Here is an 18,234-nt window from a genome sequence, read left to right as displayed (position 1 = left end):
ATGGCAAAAGCCACCCCCAAGATCGTCCTCAGCGCGTCGCGGGACATTCCCTTCGACAAGCTGTTTCTGTCCGATTCCAATGTTCGCCGCGTGAAGAACGGCGTGACGATCGAAGACCTCGCCGACGACATCGAGCGGCGCGGCCTGTTGCACGGCCTCAATGTCCGCCCCGAGGTTGACGACGACGGCAACGAGACCGGCCGGTTCGGCATCCCCGCCGGCGGCCGCCGCTACTCTGCGCTGGCGATCCTCGTGAAGCGCAAGCGCATGGACAAGACTTGTCCGGTCCCGTGCATCGTCAAGTCGGCCAGCGATCCGATCCTTGCCGAGGAAGATTCGCTCGCCGAGAACAGCCTGCGCGAACCGCTTCATCCGCTCGACGAGTTCCGCGGCATGAAGCTCCTTCACGACAAGGGTGAGCGCGAGCAGGCCATCGCCGCGCACTTCCGCGTAACTCCTGCCGTGGTCACGCAGCGCCTGCGGCTGGCGTCGGTCTCGCCCAAGCTGCATGAAGTCTATGCCGCCGGTGACATGACGCTCGATCAGCTCATGGCGTTCACGGTCAGCGAGGATCATGCGCGCCAGGAGCAGCTCTGGAAGCAGCTCGACCACAGCAGCAACAGGTCGCCGACGTTCATTCGCGAAAAGCTGACCGAGGACATGGTGCCCGTTTCGGACAGGCGCGTGCTGTTCGTCGGTCTCCCGTCCTATCTCGCGGCCGGCGGCACCGTGCCGACGCGCGATCTGTTCGAGCCCGATGACGGCGGCTGGCTGTCCGATCCCGCTTTGCTCGACGGCCTGGTGGCCGAAAAGCTCGACGTCGAAGCCGCAGCGATCAAGGCCGAAGGCTGGAAGTGGGTCGCGGCGCTGATCGACCTGCCCTATGGCTACGACGAAGATTACCGGGAAATCGACGCAACCCGAGAGCCGCCGACCGAGGCGGACAAAACCCGGATCGCCGAGCTTCGCGCCGAAGCCGACGCGCTGGAGGAGCAGTGGGCGGGCACCGGCGATGTCCCGCCCGAGGTCGAGGCCCGCGTCACCGCCATCGACGTCGAGCTGGCCACGCTGTCGCGCGGGCGGTTCACCTACGATCCGCAGGAGCAGGCGCGCGCTGGCGTGTTCATTGGTCTCGAAACCGATGGCACGCTCTATATCGACCGCGGCTGGGTGCGACCGGAGGACGAACCCGAGGAGGAACCCGACGAGACGGGCGACGACGAAGCCTTGGCCGAAACGTCCAGCGACGAACCGGCTGGCGACGACGCGCATTCCGTGCCGGCGAACTCGGAACCCGCAACCGTTCCCGGTCTCGCTGTCGAATGCGGTGACGACGACGAAGACGTCATCAAGCCGCTGCCCGAACGGCTGGTGGCCGAGCTGACCGCCTCCCGGACGGTCGCCCTGCAGGATGCCTTCGCGCAGAATCCCTCGGTGGCGTTCGCCGCTGTGCTGCACGCGATGGTGCTCACCACCTTCTATCAGGTGCGCACGGAGACCTGCCTGGAGCTGTCGGTCAACCGCGTCTATTTCCCGTTCCAGGCGCCGGGCCTGCGGGAAAGCGCGGCGGTCAAGGCGATGGAGGAGCGCCACGCCGGCTGGAAGGCGCGTTTACCCAAGTCCGACAAGGACGCCTGGGACGCGATTCAGCAGCTCGACGGCGCCGATCAGGCGGCCCTGTTCGCACATTGCGCGGCCTATGCGGTGAACGCGCAATGGGAGCCGGTGCCCAAGCATGGCGGCGGCCGCATCTCGGCGCACGGGGTCGCGCGCCGGGTCGAGCACGCCAATGTGCTGGCCCGCGCGGTCGGGTTCGACATGGTGGCGGCCGGCTGGCGGCCCACGGTCGAGAATTATCTCGGCCGCGTCACCAAGCCGCGCATCCTCGAAGCGGTCGCCGAAGGCACGGAGCCGCAGAAGGCCGGCCTGATCGACCATCTGAAGAAGGGCGACATGGCACGCGAGGCCGAGCGGCTGCTGGCCGATTCCGGCTGGCTCCCAGAGCCGCTGCGGATGCCGGCCCCCGAACCCGTCCTGCCGATCACGCAAGCACCGGCTGACGGCGGAGACGCCGAGGCGCTCCCGGCTTTCCTCGGGGAGGATGACGACGACGCCTACGAGGACGAGCAGGGCTCGACCTACGCCATCGCGGCGGAATAGCCGCACCCGGGCGGGGCGGCTCCGGCCGCTCCGCCGCTTTCTTCCCACCGCCTTCCGCGTCCTGGTCGAGCGCCGGGCCTTTTTGCGTGGCCGCCGGGCCGCCTTCGGCCGGACGGCTTCCACCTTCAACATAGGAGGCTGACCATGAAGGTCGACGACATCGCAGCCGACACACTCACTGGCTGAGCCGATTCCTCTTCCCACTGCCGAATAAGAACGGCAGCGGGTTTTTTTGAGCTTCGACGGCTCTGCATTTGCTTTAGGCCCGCCGAATAGCGATAGCCGAAAGGTCGGTCGCGGGCTCAATCTGCGTGCCCACCGCCTTGCGCTCGGAATAGCGATCGACGAGCTGGACGGCGTGCGGCCGGAGCAGCACCGTGAACCGCACCAGCTCCTCCATCACATCGACAATGCGGTCATAGTAGCTGGAGGGCTTCATGCGCCCGGCGTCGTCGAACTCCTTGTAGGCCATCGCCACGCTCGACTGGTTGGGGATGGTGAACATCCGCATCCAGCGGCCGAGTAAGCGCAGCGTGTTGACCGCGTTGAACGACTGCGAGCCGCCCGACACCTGCATGACGGCGAGCGTGCGGCCCTGGGTCGGGCGCATCCCCTTCATCTCCAGCGGCAGATGGTCGATCTGCGCCTTCATGACGCCGGTGATCTGGCCGTGCCGCTCAGGGCTGCACCACACCATGCCATCGGACCACATGGCATGGTCGCGCAGTTCATGGACGGCGGGATGATCGTCGCCCTTCACTTGGTCGGGCAACGGCAGATTGGATGGATCGAAGATGCGCGTCTCGGCCCCGAAGAATTGGAGCAGCCGTGCCGATTCCTCAATGGCGAAGCGCGAGAAGGAGCGTTCGCGGAGCGAGCCATAGAGCAGCAGGATGCGCGGCGGCGGATCGCCGGCGCCAAGACCCAACGCCGGCCGTTCATGGGCAAAGCGGAGATCGAGCGCGGGCAGATGCTTCGGGTCGGGAAGATGGCGGATATAGGTCAAACAGCCGCTTCCTTCTCATACCAGCCGCGCGTGCGCTTCACGATCGCCACCACCGACAGCATCACCGGCACCTCGACCAGCACGCCGACCACGGTGGCGAGCGCGGCACCAGACTTGAGGCCGAACAGGCTGATCGCGGCTGCAACTGCCAACTCGAAGAAATTGGAGGCGCCGATCAACGCGGCAGGGGCGGCCACGCACCACGCGACGCCGAACTGGCGACTCAGCCAATAGGCCAGCCCGGCGTTGAAATAGACCTGTACCAAGATCGGCACCGCGATCAGCGCGATCACCAGCGGCTGCGCGAAGATCGCCTCACCCTGGAAGCCGAACAGCAACACCAGCGTCGCCAACAGGGCGGTGAGCGACACCGGCCCGAGCCGGGCTAGCAACCGGTCAAGTGTGGCCTGTCCACCCGAGGCCAGCACGGCGCGGCGGACGAGCTGCGCGACGATCACCGGCACCACGATGTAAAGGCCGACCGATAGTAGCAGCGTGTCCCACGGCACCGTCACCGAGGCGACGCCGAGCAGCAACCCGACCAGCGGCGCGAAGGCGAACACCATGATGAGGTCGTTCAGCGCCACTTGGCTCAACGTGTAATTGGGTTCGCCGTCACAGAGGTTCGACCAGACGAACACCATTGCCGTGCAGGGCGCGGCGGCGAGCAGGATCAGCCCGGCGATATAGGATGAAGCCTCGCCCGTCGGCAGTAGAGGCGCGAACAGCCAGCCCAGGAACAGCGTGCCGAGCAGCGCCATCGAGAAGGGTTTGACCGCCCAATTGATGAACAGGGTGACGCCGACACCTCTCCAGTGTTGGCGCACCGATCCCAGCGCGCCAAAGTCGATCTTGAGCAGCATTGGCACGATCATCAGCCAGATCAGCACCGCGACGACGAGGTTGACGCGCGCCACCTCGGCCGACGCAATCGCACCGAACAGGCCCGGCAGCGCATGGCCGAACGCGATGCCCACAACGATGCAGAGCGCCACCCACAGGCTCAGATACCGCTCGAAGAAGGAGATGCCGGGACGAGCTGGCGCGGTGCCAGCGGCGGAAGCGGTCGCCATACCTCAGATCACCCGCGCGCCGGTCGCATCGACGACTTGCTGGCCGTCCTCCTTGGCGAAGGCGCCCTGTTGCGGCGTGGGCAGCAGGTCCAGCACCACTTCCGATGGGCGGCACAGCTTCACCCCCAGCGGCGAGACGACCAGCGGCCGGTTGATGAGAATCGGATGCGCCATCATCGCGTCGATCAGGACGTCGTCAGACAATGACGGATCGCCGAGGCCGAGTTCGGCATAGGGTGTGCCCTTCTCGCGCAGCAGCTCGCGAGGCGTGATGCCGGCACGTTCGATAAGCTGGACCAGCAAGGCCCGAACCGGCGGCGTCTTGAGATATTCGATGACATGCGGCTCGGTCTCGGCGTTGCGGATCAGGCCCAGCACGTTGCGCGACGTGCCGCACTCGGGATTGTGATAGACGATGATGTCGGTCACGCTGCGTCTCCCCGGCGAGCGGTCGAACCTTCGGCATGGCCGATCTCGCGCAGCTTCGCGGTCAACGTCCTCGTTTCCAGCTTGTCGATCGGAAGCGAGATGAACACGCGTATGCGGTTTTCCAGATAGTTCAGCGCCGTCACGAAGGCGCGCTCGCGCTCGATGTCGCTTCCCTGGACATGACTTGGATCTTCGATTCCCCAATGAGCGGTCATTGGGTGGCCGGGCCAGACCGGGCAGGTTTCACCAGCCGCGTCGTCGCAGACGGTGAACACGAAATCCATGACTGGCGCGTCGGGTTGGGAAAATTCTTCCCAGCTTTTCGAGCGCAGCCCTCCGGTCGGATAGTCGATCCGCTCCAGCAGTCGGAGCGCGATCGGATTGATCGTGCCTTTGGGATAGCTCCCGGCCGAGAAGGCGCGGAAGCGGCCCTGGCCCAACTTGTTCATGGCGCTTTCGGCGAGGATCGAGCGCGCGGAATTGCCGGTGCAGAGGAACACGACGTTGAACACGCGGTCGATGGACATGACAGTCTCCGTCAGCAGCAGGGGACGAGTTCGGCGACGAGCGGCGCGCACAGCTCCGGCTTCCCGGCACAGCAGTCCTTGACCAGAAAGAGGGTCAGCGCGCGCAGCGCATCGAGGTCGGCACGGTAGATGATCGACCGGCTTTGCCGCTCGGACTTCACCAGTCCCGCGCGCGACAGGATGCCAAGATGCGTGGACATTGTGTTCTGCGGCACGTCGAGCTGGCGGGCGATTTCGCCGGCTGGCAAGCCGTTCGGCTCATGCCGCACCAGCAGGCGAAAGGTGTCGAGGCGCGTCGGTTGCGCGAGGGCGCTCAAGGCCAGGATGGTCGATTCAGAATCCATATATCGAGAATAACAGATATTAGATCCCAGCGCCAGTCCTCGGGCGCATCGCCGGAGAGTGAGAGGCGGGTCGCAAGCGGGTGAGCCTGCCGGATTGAGAGAGAGCGCCGGACGGCTCGAACCTTTCCCGCTCTCCCCGGAGAACACCCATGTCCACAATTCCAAATCTGCCCGTTGCCGCCGCTTCGACGGTGCTTGACGGCCATGCTGTCGTCGCTTCCGTCCCGCTCGGCACATTGCTGCGCTTCTTCGATGGCACGCCGCGACCGCCCGAACGCTTCCGGCGCAAGCTGTCCGCCTGGAAGAACCGCAACGGCACAGGCCGTCTGGTCGAGAAGTCGGCCGCTTGCACGCTCGGCGACAGGCCATTTCCCGCCACGTTCACGCTCCACCTCGCCAATTACGGCTCGAACGGCACGATCGTCATGGTCGTGAACCGGGGTTTCCAGGCCACGACCGATCTTCGCTTCGATGTTCTCGAACGTCCGGCACCCGGCATGGTTCGCGTGTTCTCGCGGCGCGGCGGCCGGGTCGAGCTGCACCGCCTCGCGTCCGATATGACCGAGGCCGAGGCATGGATGGCGAAGAACCGCTACTGCGATCCCATCGCCGAGATCGTCGGTGAAGATGAATCCGGCGCCGCCCCGGTCGGGAGGGCGGCATGAACGCCGCCACTCCCACGCAGGCCATCTATGGCCGCACCGCCGATGGCGACCTGGCGGCGCTGGTCGGCGACAATGCCTATCTCGCCCTTCCGGTCGCGGATGGTCTTCGCCTCTGGAGCGGTTGGCGGATCGACCGTCCAATCGCCGAATGGCGGCGAGCCGACTTCTCCGGCTTCGGCGATGCCATCGCCGACGAAGCGGCGTTTCGGGTTCTCGTCGCGGAGCAGGTCGAGCATCGGCGCGAGATGATCGCGCTCGATCGGCAACACCGAGCGTCCGACCGCTGGAGTCCCTGGGGCGCGTCGCAAGGCGGCTCGGTCTATGCCGAGGGAGTCGTCTTCCATGTCACCGCGAGCCACGGCGGCTTCAATCTCGATGACCCCCGCAATGCGGCCATGCCCGCCGCGCTGCGCATCGAAAGCGGCTGGTATGAGGAGGACTGCGATTGGGCGATGGTCGCGTTCGGCTTTCCCGAGCTGTTCACCGCCTACGAACGCCGTATCGCCGAGAAAACCCTGCGCGATACCTATCCCGAACGCTGGGAAGCCGTCCACGGTCGGCCCCTCGCGCCCGGCGAATCCTTCACCAAGGATCGCCGCCTGTTCGAGGAAGCCCATGCCCAGGACTGGATCGTCATTTCCGCAAGCATGTCGGGGACCACGCCGGGATTGGTGCAATGCGTCGCGGCGCTCGGCGGAAAGCGTGACCGGCGACCCTATCGCGGGTTTCTCGTCCCCAAGGCTGAATATCGCGCCGGACCGCATGGCTTCGTGATCGACGAGGCCCGGCACGAAACCTGGGAGCTGCCGACCGCTCCCGACGCCTGAATCCTGTCTAGCCCGTCCCTGCGCCTCGGCCGGGGGCGGGCTTCTTTTTTGTTCGACTGCTGGAGATCGCATCTCCCCGGCGCGCGGCAACCGGCACGCCGCAAGCGTCGGGCCGAACTGCGGACCAGGAGAGTGAGAGATGGGCCGGAAACGGGCGGGTCGGCCGGATCGAGAGAGAGCGTCCGACGGCCCATTCCCTCCCGGCTCTCCAGGACATCCACCATGACCCTTGCTGCACCCGCTGCCCGTCCGGCCACGCCATATCCTGTCGCTCCCGGCTTCGCTGCGACCGCCCGGTCCATCCTCGCCGCCGCCGCGCTCCTTCTGCCCGATCTCGAACGCGGCCGCGCGATCGACGCGCGCGCCCTGCGCTGTGCGATGGAAACCGCGTTCGGCGGCTCCGACGCCGATGGCGCGTGGGGCTGGAAAACCGCCTACGACGCTTGCGAGGCGGCGCAGGTTCTGTTCCTGCGCAAATACGGGAACACGATCCTCCGCAAATCCGCGTCCACGGTCGCCGCGCTGGCGATGATCGAGAAGGTGGCGGCGCTGCTTCCCACCCATACACGCCGTTCCGAGACGTCGCAGGCGTTCCAGCAATTCTCGACTCCGGCCGGGCTGGGCTTCGTCGCCACCGTCGCGGCCGCGATCCGGCCGGGCGACCTGGTGCTCGAACCCTCCGCCGGGACCGGGTTGCTCGCGGTCCAGGCCGAGACGCGCGGCGCAGGGCTGGTTCTCAATGAATTGGCCGAGATCCGCGCTGAGATGCTCGCCGGCCTGTTCGGCGGTTGCCCCGTCACACGCCACGACGCCGCGCACATCCATGACTATCTGCGCGCGGACATCGTGCCGAGCGTGGCGGTGATGAATCCGCCATTCTCGGCCGTCGCCCATGTCGATCGCACGATGAAGGATGCGGCGCTTCGTCATATCGGCTCGGCGCTGGCCCGGCTCGCCGAAGGTGGCCGCCTGGTCGCGATCACCGGGTCGAGCTGCGCGCCCGACAATCCTGCCTGGGCCGACGCCTTCGCGCAGCTTCAGGAGCGTGGCCGCGTCCTGTTCTCGGCGGCGGTCGACGGCCGGGTCTATGCCAAGCACGGCACGACCATCGACACGCGCCTCACTGTTATCGAGCGCGTTCCCGCCGACGATCAGCGCCACTTTCCGGCCTCGCCCGGCGTCGCGCCCGACACCGTGACCCTGCTCGGCTGGGTTCAGGACCATGTGCCGCCACGCGGCTCCGGCCCCGACACACCGCCGCCCGCCATGCCGGTGGCCGTGCCCGTCGCCATGCGGGCGATGTCGGCAAAGCCCACCGCCCGCCGTCAGGCCAGGCCCGCAGCGCGCGCGCCCATCGTGCTGCCCGAGGCGGCGGAGCTTGCATACGACGCAATCGACTGGACGCCGGCCGAAGCGGGCCGCCTGACCGACGCGATCTACGAGCCCTATGCGCTCCAGTCGCTGCGCATCGGCGGCGCAAAGCCGCACCCGACGCCGCTGGTCCAGTCGGCGGCGATGGCCTCGGTGCCGCCGCCCAAGCCGAGCTATCGGCCCATGCTGCCCGCCAACCTTGTCGCCGACAGCATCCTGTCGGACGCCCAACTCGAATCCGTGATCCTCGCGGGCGAGGCGCATAGCGGCCATCTCGCCGGGGCGTGGACGGTCGATGATAGCTGGGATGTCGTCACCGCCGCGCCCGACGACGCGGAGAAGGCCGTGCGCTTCCGTCGGGGCTGGTTCCTCGGCGACGGCACCGGCGCGGGCAAGGGCCGCCAGGTCGCGGGCATCATCCTCGACAACTGGCTGAAGGGCCGCCGCCGCGCGGTCTGGGTCAGCCGTTCCGAGACCCTGCACCAGGACGCGATGCGCGATTGGGAGGCGCTCGGCCAGGAGCGCCTGTTGGTGACGCCGCTCTCGCGCTTCCGGCAGGGCACGGAGATCGCACTGGACGAGGGCGTCCTGTTCGCCACCTACGCCACCCTGCGCTCGCAGGAACGGGCTGAGAAGGCGAGCCGCGTGCAGCAGATCGTCGACTGGCTCGGCGCCGACTTCGACGGCGTGATCGTGTTCGACGAGGCGCACGCGATGGCGAATGCGGCCGGCAGCACCAGCGAGCGCGGCGAGCAGGCGCCCTCGCAACAGGGCCGCGCGGGGCTTCGGCTCCAGCACGCGCTTCCGCAAGCCCGCGTCGTCTATGTGTCCGCCACCGGTGCGACCACCGTGCAGAACCTCGCCTATGCCCAGCGGCTCGGCCTGTGGGGCGGCGAGGATTTCCCGTTCGCAACGCGCGCTGAGTTCATCGCGGCGATCGAGGACGGCGGGGTCGCGGCAATGGAGGTGCTGGCGCGCGACCTGAAGGCGCTTGGCCTCTACTCGGCGCGCTCACTGTCCTTCGATGGCGTGGAATATGAGATGCTCGAACATGCGCTGACGCCCGCGCAGATCGACATCTACGACGCCTATGCCGGCGCCTTCCAGATCATTCACAACAATCTGGACGCGGCGATGCAGGCCGCGAACATCACCAGCACGACCGGCACGCTCAACGACCAGGCGAAGGCGGCCGCGCGCAGCGCCTTCGAGTCGGCCAAGCAGCGCTTCTTCAATCACCTCATCACCGCGATGCAGACGCCATCGCTGATCGCCAGCATCGAGCACGATCTGGAGGCCGGGCACAGCGCCGTCGTCCAGATCGTCTCCACCGGCGAGGCGTTGCAGGAACGGCGGCTGGCCGACATCCCGACCGAGGAATGGGATGACGTTCGCGTGGACGTGACGCCCCGCGAATACGTCCTGTCCTACCTCGAACACAGCTTCCCGGTGCAGCTCTACGAGCCGTTCACGGACAGCGAGGGCAACCTGTCCTCGCGACCCGTCACCGACGCCGACGGCAATCCCGTCGAGTCCCGCGAAGCCGCCGAGCGCCGCGACCGGCTGATCGAGCGTCTGGCGTCGCTGACCCCGGTGCCGGCCGCGCTCGACCAGATCATCCATCACTTCGGCACCGATATTGTCGCCGAGGTGACGGGGCGCTCGCGCCGGATCGTCAAGCGGCGCGGCTCGGACGGCATCGACCGCTACGTGGTCGAGAGCCGGCCGGGCTCGGCCAATGTCGGCGAAACCGATGCCTTCCAGAGCGACGCCAAGCGCATCCTGATCTTCTCCGATGCGGGCGGAACGGGCCGCAGCTATCACGCCGACCTCGGCGCGCGGAACCAGCGCCTGCGCGTGCATTATCTTCTGGAGGCGGGCTGGAAAGCCGACAACGCCATCCAGGGCTTCGGCCGCACCAACCGCACCAATCAGAAGCAGCCGCCGCTGTTCAGGCCGGTGACGACCGACGTGAAGGCGCAAAAGCGGTTCATCTCGACCATCGCGCGCCGGCTCGACACGCTGGGCGCGATCACGCGCGGCCAGCGGCAGACCGGCGGCCAGGGGCTGTTCCGCCCCGAGGACAATCTGGAATCGCAATATGCGCGCGACGCGCTGCGCCAGCTCTACCGGCTGCTCTATGCGGGCAAAGTCGAGGGCTGCTCGCTGCTCGCCTTCGAGCAGGCGACGGGGCTTCGCCTCAGCGACGACACCGGCCTCAAGGATGAGCTGCCGCCGATCACCACCTTCCTCAATCGTATGCTGGCGCTCACCATCGCCCTCCAGAACACGCTGTTCACCGCGTTCGAGGACTTGCTGACCGCCCGCATCGAGGGGGCCATCGCCTCGGGAACCTACGAGCTGGGGCTGGAAACGCTTCAGGCCGAAAGCTTCACGATCACCGATCGAAGCATCATCTATACTCATCCGGGCACCACGGCGGAGACGAGGTTGCTGACGATCGAACGCAAGGACCGTAATCGGCCGATCACGCTGGACGATGCGCTCGACCGGCTTTCGGACCCGCGCGCGGTCCTGCTGGTCAACGCGCAGTCCGGCCGCGCGGCGGTGCAGATACCGACGCGCGGGTTGTTGCTCGACGATGGCGATGTCGAGCGGCGCGTGCGGCTGGTCCGGCCGATGGAATCGACGCCGATGCCGTTGGAGGCGATGGCGCAGACGCAATGGCGCGAAGCGAGTCGCGCCGACTTCGCCCGCGCCTGGGAAGCCGAACTGGCCGAGGTGCCGGAGTTCGCCACCAGCACCATGCACATCGTCACCGGCTTGTTGCTGCCGATCTGGAAGCGCCTGCCGAACGAGTCCACCCGCGTCTATCGCCTCCAGACCGATGGGGGTGAGCGGATCATCGGCCGCCGGGTCTCGCCGGCCTGGGTGGCGACGGCGACCGCCAACGACGACGGCCCGCGTCTCGACCCGCAGGCGGCCTTCGCCGCGCTGATGGACGGCCGCACGATCCTCGACCTGGCCGAAGGTCTCCAGCTTCGCCGCGTGCGCGTGATGAACGCCTACCGCATCGAGCTGACCGGCTTCACCGACGCCATGCGCGAGCGGCTGACCGCATACGGCCTGTTCCACGAGATCATCTCGTGGTCGCTGCGCATGTTCGTTCCCGTCGATGCAAACGGCGTCGCGGTGCTGGAACGGCTGATGAAGCGTTGGCCGCTCCAACGCATAGCCGACCGGGCGGCCGCGTGATGGGCCGGTTGTCGGATCAGGTAGGCGAATTGGCGCACCGTCTCGGCGATCGGGCCGAGGCGGTGTGCCGCCGCTATCTGTCGAAGGGGCATCGCGAAGGCCGCTATTGGCTGGTCGGCGATGCCCACAATACGCCCGGCCGCAGTCTCTACGTGCGGCTCACAGGGTCCGAGGACGGCCGGGGCGCGGCTGGCAAGTGGACCGACGCGGCGACTGGCGATCATGGCGACCTGCTCGACATCATCGCGCGGGTCTGCGGCCATGTGCAGCTCCGCGACGCGCTGGACGAGGCCCGGCGCTTCCTCAGCCTGCCGGACCCTGAGCCTGGCCCCGAGGGTCCGCGTCGCCGAGGAGAACCGAAGGCGCCCACTGGCTCGCCGGAATCGGCGCGGCGTTTGTTCGCCGCGTCCCGGCCTGTCCGGGGATCGCTTGTTCAAGCGTATTTGCGCGCGCGGGGGATCACCAACTTGCGGGCCGACGATCCGCTGCGCTACCATCCGCGCTGCTATTACACCCCGTCGCGGAAAGACTTGGCCGGCACCCGTCGCGCATGGTCTGCGATGATCGCCGCCGTCACCGACCTCGACGATACGATCACCGGCGTTCACCGCACCTGGATCGACCCTGCCGCATTGACGAAAGCTCCGGTGGCAACGCCTCGGCGCGGGATGGGTTTCCTTCTCGGGCACGGTGTCCGCTTCGGCGACGCGGATGCGGTGATGGCCGCCGGCGAAGGCATCGAGACCATCCTGTCGCTGCGACAGGTCATGCCCGTCATGCCCATGATCGCCGCTCTATCCTCGGCCCACCTCGGCGCCATCCTGTTCCCGCCCGCGCTCAGGCGTCTCTATGTCGCCCGCGACGACGATCCGGCCGGCGACGTGGCGTTGGCGAAGCTCACAGAGCGAGGGTCTGCGGCCGGGATCGAGGTCGTGTCGCTTTCGCCCATACTCGGCGATTTTAACGATGATCTGCGCCTTATCGGGCCTGAGCGGATGTGCGCGGCGATCGCCACGCAGCTTGTTCCTGAGGATGCCAACCGTTTCCTGACCATCTCCGGCTGAAGGCCGGAAAGATGGCGAAAGCCATCGGTTCGGGGTTCGGGAAAGGCCCAGCCTGCCGGCCCGTGATGACGGTTCGATCATCGCAAGAGAACCGCGCCATAGCGGCCTTCTTGAGAGGCGTTCGGGACGACAGCCGCCCCGGCCCGGCAACGGCGGTCTGCGACTAATTTCCGCCGCGGCCGCGAGCGGCCGCTTTGCATCGCGAGACAAATTAGTCGCCGCCCTGCCGTCCGGCGCTTCGCTTGGCCCCCACCCGCGCCAGAGGCGCGGGATGGCGGTGCAAGCCCGGTTCGCCCGCCGTCTTTCGACGCCTGCGAAGGCCGCGATGGTCGCGGTCAGCCGATGAAAGGCGTCATCATGTCAACCGACAGTCCGCTCCCCGAACATGAACCCGAACACGAGGCATCCGCCACCGCCCACTTGCTTCAGGAGATGGCCCTATACGGATACCGGCCCTTCGACGACGAACCCGACGATCGACCGCTTCCCGATGACCGCCAGGCGACAGGCGCAATCACCGACATCTTCGATGCAATGATCTCATGCCTGATCGACACGCGGCTCGAACCGGATCTTGAAGATCTGCTCTGGAACATCACCAACGTCTTCCACCGCGCCGGCGAACGGATCGAGCGTGAGTTGGACAGCAACGAGGTCGCCCAGAAGCGCAGCCAGCAAGAACAGGACGGCTCGGAGGTGAAGTCGGTCGAGCTGGAGCGGCTCCTGCGCGAAGGCGCGACCATGATCGAGCGCCGCAACGCGATGGAGTTCTTCCGCGACACCTGTGCCGACCAGTTCCGCACCCATTTCCTCAAAGCCTGGACGCCACGCTCGGGTTCGAAGGTGAACCGCAAGGCGCTGACCTCGGCGGTGATCGCCAGCCGCGACTTCATCAATGCGCGGAAATGGGCCGACAAGCAGGTGCTCGTGCCGCCCGGCACCCGCATCGCGGTCTCCTCGGGACCGGCGTTCAACGACGTCGATTTCATCTTTGCGACGCTGGACCGCATCAAGGCGAAGTTCCCCGACATGGTGCTACTGCATGGCGCGACTCCCACCGGCGGCGAGAAGATTTCCGTGAAGTGGGCCGACATTCGCGGCGTCCCCACCGTGCCGTTCAAGCCCGATTGGACCAAGCACAAGCGGGCAGCGCCGTTCAAGCGCAACGACGAGATGCTGTCGGTGATGCCGAAGGGCATCGTCATATTCCCCGGCACCGGCATTCAGGACAATCTGCGCGACAAGGCCAAGGTGATGGGCCTCAAGGTCTGGGACTTCCGCGATCGGGGCGGCGCGTGAGCGCCGCCCGCCCGTGCTGCGGCCGTCAGCGCAGTGAACCGCCATACCGGGAAACCATCGGCCTGGGGCATAGCTGGGCGATTTTCCAAAAGGGGATTCCGGCTCCCGTCCCGCGCGCACCACCCCGCTCTTTGAGGCGCAATCCTTGGTCTGACCGATGGCCTGGCGCCATCAACCCATAGAGGGTCCGCTACGCGAGCGCGCGGCCTTCAGGCTTTGCCTGTGCGGTGATTGCGGCCATCCGCCCGACGCGTCGGGCGCCTGTCGAGCGGGGATGGTCCCCGCTCCGAAAGACAGGAGCCGGATCAATGTCCCTAGAAATCGCTCAAACGCACGCCTGGAACCTCGCCCGGACGCTGATGACCTGTATCGTCGTCATCAGGATCGCCGACCAGATGTTCGGCGTCGTCGAATCCCGCGAGTTCGATGGCGACGCGGCTAGCATCGTCCGCGAATACGATCCCTTCGCGCCGTGATCGACAGGCAGATCGAACCGCGGGCGCGGACGGCGACCTCGTCGCCGTCCGTCGTTCGAAAGTGGCTGTGCTGCGGGTTCCGACGTCAAGCGCATTGACCAGACACGTATAACGTAATAATTAAAGTTACATGAAACGGGATAGTCGATTGTCGGGTGTGCTGCATGTGCTGCTCCACATGGCTCAGCAGGATAATCCAGCAACGTCGGAAATGCTGGCGAAGGCCATGCAGACCAACCCGGTGGTGATCCGCCGTATCATGGCTGGCCTACGTGAGCGTGGTTATGTGCGTTCCGAAAAAGGGCACGGCGGCGGCTGGACGCTCGCGTGCGACCTTTCGCAGCTCACCCTGCGCGACGTTTACGAGGCGCTCGGCGAACCTTCGCTGCTCGCCATCGGCAACCGGACAGAATCTCCCGGCTGCCTCGTCGAGCAGGCGGTGAACGCCGCGCTCGGCCGAGCCTTCGACGAGGCCGAAACGCTGCTCCTGTCGCGCTTCGGCGCGGTGACGCTCGCTCAGCTCAGTGCCGATTTCAACGGCCGGCTGGCCCGCCGCCAACAATCCTGTGATCTGGAGGCTGTTCGTGGCGAATGATGCAATGGAGCAGACGCTGCTCGCGGCGTTCAACGATCCCGAACATGCGAGCCGCTATGGTGATGGTCCGCACAGGTTCATTCCCGGCTTTGCCGATCTGAATCGCATGACGGCGGTCCTGCTGGCCGAGTGCGTATCGGATGATGCACGGATATTGGTGCTCGGCGCTGGCGGTGGCCTTGAACTGCGGGCGTTGGCCGACGCGCGTCCCGGCTGGACGTTGGTAGGCGTCGATCCGGCGGTCGCTATGCTGGAAGAGGCGCGGCGCGTGCTCGGCCCCGACGCCGCGCGCGTCACCTTCTGCGAAGGCTATATCGACGATGCGCCCGAAGGTCCGTTTGACGCCGCGACCTGCCTTTTGACGCTGCATTTCCTCGATGCGACCGAACGCACGCGCACCGTCCGCGAACTCCGGCGCCGGCTCAAACCCGGAGCCCCGTTCGTCGTGGCGCACTATAGTTGCCCGCAAACGGATGGCGGACGCGCGCTCTGGTTATCACGCTACGGCGCCTTTGCCCTCGCATCGGGCGCCGATCCGGAACAGGTAAAAAAGATGTGCGCCGGGGTAGGCGCAACCCTGCCGATTCTCGATCCCGCACACGATGAAGCGATCCTGCGCGCAGCGGGGTTCTCGGATGTCGCCATGTTCTACGCGGCGTTCTCTTGGCGTGGGTGGGTTGCCTACACCTAAGCGGAATGGAGATCGGCCCAGGGCTACCGCCCGGCGATCGCGCGCGGACTATGTAACCTTTTGCCGTCGCTCAGAAATGGATGAACCGACCGTGCGGGGCGAGCTGCTGGATCAGGTCGAACTCGTCCCGGTTGGCCGTCAGCACCGGCAGGCCCGCTTTCGCCGCCGTCAGGAAGATCAGCGCGTCGTTCAGGGCTTCCTTGCGCTGGTGCCGCTGCCAGTTCTGCGCGCGGGCGAGCGTGCCTGCGATCAGTCCGGCCTCGGCCCAGACGTCAGGGTCGGGCGTCAACAACCGCGTGGCCGGGATGCTGGCAATCGCCCCCGCATAATAATCGCGCAGCGCCTTCCAGTCGGCATGAGCGGGATCGGCATTGGCGATGCCGGTGCTCAATTCGCCGACGCAGACCGAGCAATGGAACAGTAGCCCCTGCACGACCAACAGTTTCGCCGCCGCCGGCAGAGTGCCGGCGGCGGCATGGATATAGACATTGGTATCGACCATGATCGCCGCCCGCCCGCCGCCGACGAAATCGGCGGCCGCGACCAAATCTTCGGGCTGACGCGGGACGAGCTGGCGAATATGCTTGTCCGGTTTGATGCGCCGCAGATGCGCGCGCAGGTCAATAGTCAAGCTGGTGATCCGGGCCGAGCTTACCGTAGTTTTTCTTGAGATAGGTCGCTACCGGGTCGGGCTGAGCCAGCATCGCCAGCGCCAGCAGACCAAGCTCGGTCGGCTTGGTCGCGCCGCTCTCGCGCTTTGCCGCCTCGATCAGCGCCTTGGGCGCGCGAAAGCTGACATGCTCGGTCGAGTCCCCGTCGAGCAGGCCGGCGCGGCGCGCTTCCTCCATCACTACCGACGCGCCGGTGATGCGCCCGGTCGCGCGCGAACGCGCGCCCTTGGGGGCGCCGCGCTTCTCCGCGCTCTTTCCACTTTTCGACGTTGCTGCACCGGCGACCATGACCGACTCCTTATGTGTGCAAGATAGTATCACCTGTCACACAAATCAAGGTGGCCGGCGACGCTGCGCCGGCCCTCTCGCACCCCGGTTAGGGGACCGCCGCGATCGCCGACGGCGGCATTCTACCCGTCGGCGCACGCCCGCAGGCTGTCCACCTAGCCATCATCCCGACGCCGCAGACGCCCCCCTGTCGCTCCCTCGGCATGGGAGCGCGACCAGCCTTCTTTCCTTTCCGGCTCCTGAGCGGATCGTGCCAGCCATGCCGGGATTGCGCCATTGGAATCCTGAACCGCGCCGCTGTCCCATTGAAATGTCCACCGTCCGCGAAAGCCGGCGGCGGGGTGAAAGGGACGCAGGACCACCCTTGAGGGCGACCAGGCCAACCAGTCTCGCGTCACCGCGAACGACGCTGCGCCCCAGCATATCGCTCCGGGTCGCTTCGCCGCAGGAACAGCCCCTTCCGACTGACTGATCCCCTAAGCCCGTGCGGTTTTCGCCAGCAACCCCCGCGGCGTCCGAACCGTGTTGGCGCTGAAGCGCCTGCCCGCACCACTTCGGGCCTTGGGGGTCAGGTCTCCGCTGCGCGTCGATGCCAGCGCCTCCCGCCGGTCTTGGCCGGGTCTCGTCGGAGGGACGGTCCCTCGGACTTGAAGCAACGGAGACTTAGATCATGCAGAACATCGTCATCCTCGCCGGCAACATCGGCCAGGCCCCGGAAAGCCGCACCACCCAGGGCGGCACCACCATCACCCACTTCACTCTCGCCACCTCGCGTCCCCGCTACGCGGAGGGCAAGGTTCTCCGGGACGAGAACGGCTATCGCGTCCAGGACACCGAATGGCACCGCATCACCGCCTTCAACGGCCTCGGCAAGACCATTCAGGACCATTGCGAGAAGGGCATGAAGGTGCTGGTTCGCGGCCGCATCCACTACACCAAGTGGACCGACCAGCAGGGCGTCGACCGCTACGGCTGCGAGATCATCGCCGAGACGGTGGACTTCCTCAGCCGGGGCAAGTCCGGCCAGACGGGCAATAACGCCGCCGACGATCTCGACGACGACGTGCCCTTCTGATCCGGGGCGCGAGAGGCCCGGCGGCTCCACGCCGCCGGGCCATTTTTTCTTGGGACATCGCGCCGCGTTGCAGTTATACCAAGACGACTATAATAGTCGTTTTCGTGGCGTATAGTTCTCGCCTGGTGAACGTGATCGCACATGATCACTTCCCGCCAGGTGCGGGCCGCACGCGCGCTTCTCGGTTGGACACAGGAGATGCTTGCCGACAAGGCCCTCGTCGCACTGACCGCGCTCAAGCGTGTAGAGTCGGTAAGCGGCCTGCCCGTGCGCGAGGAAACCCGGCACCAGGTGGTCAAGGCGCTGGAAGCGGCCGGCGTGGTTTTTCTCGACTCGGATCGAGGCCAGGGCGTGATGGTGGTCAGCGAGGCCGCGGCGAAGGCACGGAAATAAAAGACCGGGTCGCTAAGTCTATTATCCCTCTTGCATGGAGCGGCCATAGCCGATCCGGTGTGAT

The 18,234-nt window shown here is 66.6% G+C and carries 18 protein-coding genes; 11 read left to right on the top strand and 7 right to left on the bottom strand.

All coding sequences use genetic code 11. The features are described from left to right. The gene (locus VVT58_RS03890) at window positions 1-2,160 is read left to right on the top strand and encodes a ParB N-terminal domain-containing protein (RefSeq protein ID WP_327754096.1); all 2,160 of its coding nucleotides are present in this window, start codon (window positions 1-3) and stop codon (window positions 2,158-2,160) included. A gap of 259 nt (window positions 2,161-2,419) precedes the next feature. Here VVT58_RS03890 and arsH read toward each other — a convergent pair whose 3' ends face one another. From arsH to VVT58_RS03865, 5 genes are read right to left on the bottom strand one after another with little or no spacing between them, the layout of a single operon-like run. Continuing rightward, the gene (gene arsH, locus VVT58_RS03885; protein WP_327754098.1) at window positions 2,420-3,166 is read right to left on the bottom strand and encodes an arsenical resistance protein ArsH; all 747 of its coding nucleotides are present in this window, start codon (window positions 3,164-3,166) and stop codon (window positions 2,420-2,422) included. Further along, window positions 3,163-4,239, bottom strand: a complete 1,077-nt coding sequence (arsB, locus tag VVT58_RS03880; RefSeq protein WP_327754099.1) for an ACR3 family arsenite efflux transporter — start codon at window positions 4,237-4,239, stop codon at window positions 3,163-3,165. Before arsB ends, arsH begins: the two co-directional genes overlap by 4 nt. Before the next feature lie 3 nt (window positions 4,240-4,242). After that, a complete protein-coding gene (gene arsC / locus VVT58_RS03875) occupies window positions 4,243-4,668 on the bottom strand; it encodes an arsenate reductase (glutaredoxin) (protein ID WP_327754100.1) in 426 nt (141 codons plus the stop codon). Then, on the bottom strand, window positions 4,665-5,195 hold the full coding sequence (locus tag VVT58_RS03870) for an arsenate reductase ArsC (RefSeq protein WP_327754101.1): 531 nt from the start codon (window positions 5,193-5,195) through the stop codon (window positions 4,665-4,667). The genes arsC and VVT58_RS03870 overlap by 4 nt, the downstream gene beginning before the upstream one ends. A gap of 11 nt (window positions 5,196-5,206) precedes the next feature. After that, a complete protein-coding gene (locus tag VVT58_RS03865; protein WP_327754102.1) occupies window positions 5,207-5,539 on the bottom strand; it encodes a metalloregulator ArsR/SmtB family transcription factor in 333 nt (110 codons plus the stop codon). A gap of 149 nt (window positions 5,540-5,688) precedes the next feature. Here VVT58_RS03865 and VVT58_RS03860 point away from each other — a divergent pair, with 149 nt between their 5' ends. The 8 genes from VVT58_RS03860 to VVT58_RS03825 all read left to right on the top strand — a co-directional run bounded on the left by VVT58_RS03860 (window position 5,689) and on the right by VVT58_RS03825 (window position 15,743). Then, window positions 5,689-6,204 (top strand): hypothetical protein, encoded by a 516-nt coding sequence (locus VVT58_RS03860; RefSeq protein WP_327754103.1) that lies wholly within the window; start codon window positions 5,689-5,691, stop codon window positions 6,202-6,204. Next, window positions 6,201-7,031, top strand: a complete 831-nt coding sequence (locus VVT58_RS03855; protein ID WP_327754104.1) for a DUF7007 domain-containing protein — start codon at window positions 6,201-6,203, stop codon at window positions 7,029-7,031. Before VVT58_RS03860 ends, VVT58_RS03855 begins: the two co-directional genes overlap by 4 nt. Before the next feature lie 222 nt (window positions 7,032-7,253). Continuing rightward, on the top strand, window positions 7,254-11,618 hold the full coding sequence (locus VVT58_RS03850) for a strawberry notch-like NTP hydrolase domain-containing protein (RefSeq protein ID WP_327754277.1): 4,365 nt from the start codon (window positions 7,254-7,256) through the stop codon (window positions 11,616-11,618). After that, window positions 11,618-12,682, top strand: a complete 1,065-nt coding sequence (locus tag VVT58_RS03845; protein ID WP_327754105.1) for a toprim domain-containing protein — start codon at window positions 11,618-11,620, stop codon at window positions 12,680-12,682. Before VVT58_RS03850 ends, VVT58_RS03845 begins: the two co-directional genes overlap by 1 nt. A gap of 357 nt (window positions 12,683-13,039) precedes the next feature. Beyond that, on the top strand, window positions 13,040-13,981 hold the full coding sequence (locus VVT58_RS03840) for a DUF2493 domain-containing protein (protein WP_327754106.1): 942 nt from the start codon (window positions 13,040-13,042) through the stop codon (window positions 13,979-13,981). Window positions 13,982-14,289: 308 nt separating this feature from the next. Continuing rightward, window positions 14,290-14,457, top strand: coding sequence for a hypothetical protein (locus tag VVT58_RS03835; protein ID WP_327754107.1), 168 nt, complete (start codon window positions 14,290-14,292; stop codon window positions 14,455-14,457). A gap of 130 nt (window positions 14,458-14,587) precedes the next feature. After that, window positions 14,588-15,052 carry an Rrf2 family transcriptional regulator gene (locus VVT58_RS03830; protein WP_327754108.1) on the top strand — a complete coding sequence of 155 codons (465 nt, stop codon included), beginning with the start codon at window positions 14,588-14,590 and terminating at the stop codon, window positions 15,050-15,052. Beyond that, a complete protein-coding gene (locus tag VVT58_RS03825) occupies window positions 15,042-15,743 on the top strand; it encodes a class I SAM-dependent methyltransferase (protein ID WP_327754109.1) in 702 nt (233 codons plus the stop codon). Before VVT58_RS03830 ends, VVT58_RS03825 begins: the two co-directional genes overlap by 11 nt. Window positions 15,744-15,813: 70 nt before the next feature. Here VVT58_RS03825 and VVT58_RS03820 read toward each other — a convergent pair whose 3' ends face one another. Further along, window positions 15,814-16,374, bottom strand: coding sequence for a PIN domain-containing protein (locus VVT58_RS03820; protein ID WP_327754110.1), 561 nt, complete (start codon window positions 16,372-16,374; stop codon window positions 15,814-15,816). Continuing rightward, window positions 16,364-16,702 (bottom strand): hypothetical protein, encoded by a 339-nt coding sequence (locus tag VVT58_RS03815; RefSeq protein WP_327754111.1) that lies wholly within the window; start codon window positions 16,700-16,702, stop codon window positions 16,364-16,366. The genes VVT58_RS03820 and VVT58_RS03815 overlap by 11 nt, the downstream gene beginning before the upstream one ends. A 670-nt stretch (window positions 16,703-17,372) precedes the next feature. Between VVT58_RS03815 and VVT58_RS03810 the strand changes: the two genes are divergently transcribed. Beyond that, entirely contained in the window at window positions 17,373-17,777 is a 405-nt protein-coding gene (locus VVT58_RS03810; protein WP_327754112.1) for a single-stranded DNA-binding protein, read from the top strand. Between the two features lie 141 nt (window positions 17,778-17,918). Further along, on the top strand, window positions 17,919-18,170 hold the full coding sequence (locus VVT58_RS03805; protein WP_119036601.1) for an XRE family transcriptional regulator: 252 nt from the start codon (window positions 17,919-17,921) through the stop codon (window positions 18,168-18,170). Window positions 18,171-18,234: the final 64 nt, after the last annotated feature.

Origin of the sequence: Sphingobium sp. SJ10-10 (assembly GCF_036038995.2) — a bacterium.
Taxonomy (GTDB): Bacteria; Pseudomonadota; Alphaproteobacteria; order Sphingomonadales; family Sphingomonadaceae; genus Sphingobium.
The sequence above is the reverse complement of the archived record's forward strand: the minus strand, read 5'-3'. Positions and strand labels throughout refer to the sequence as shown.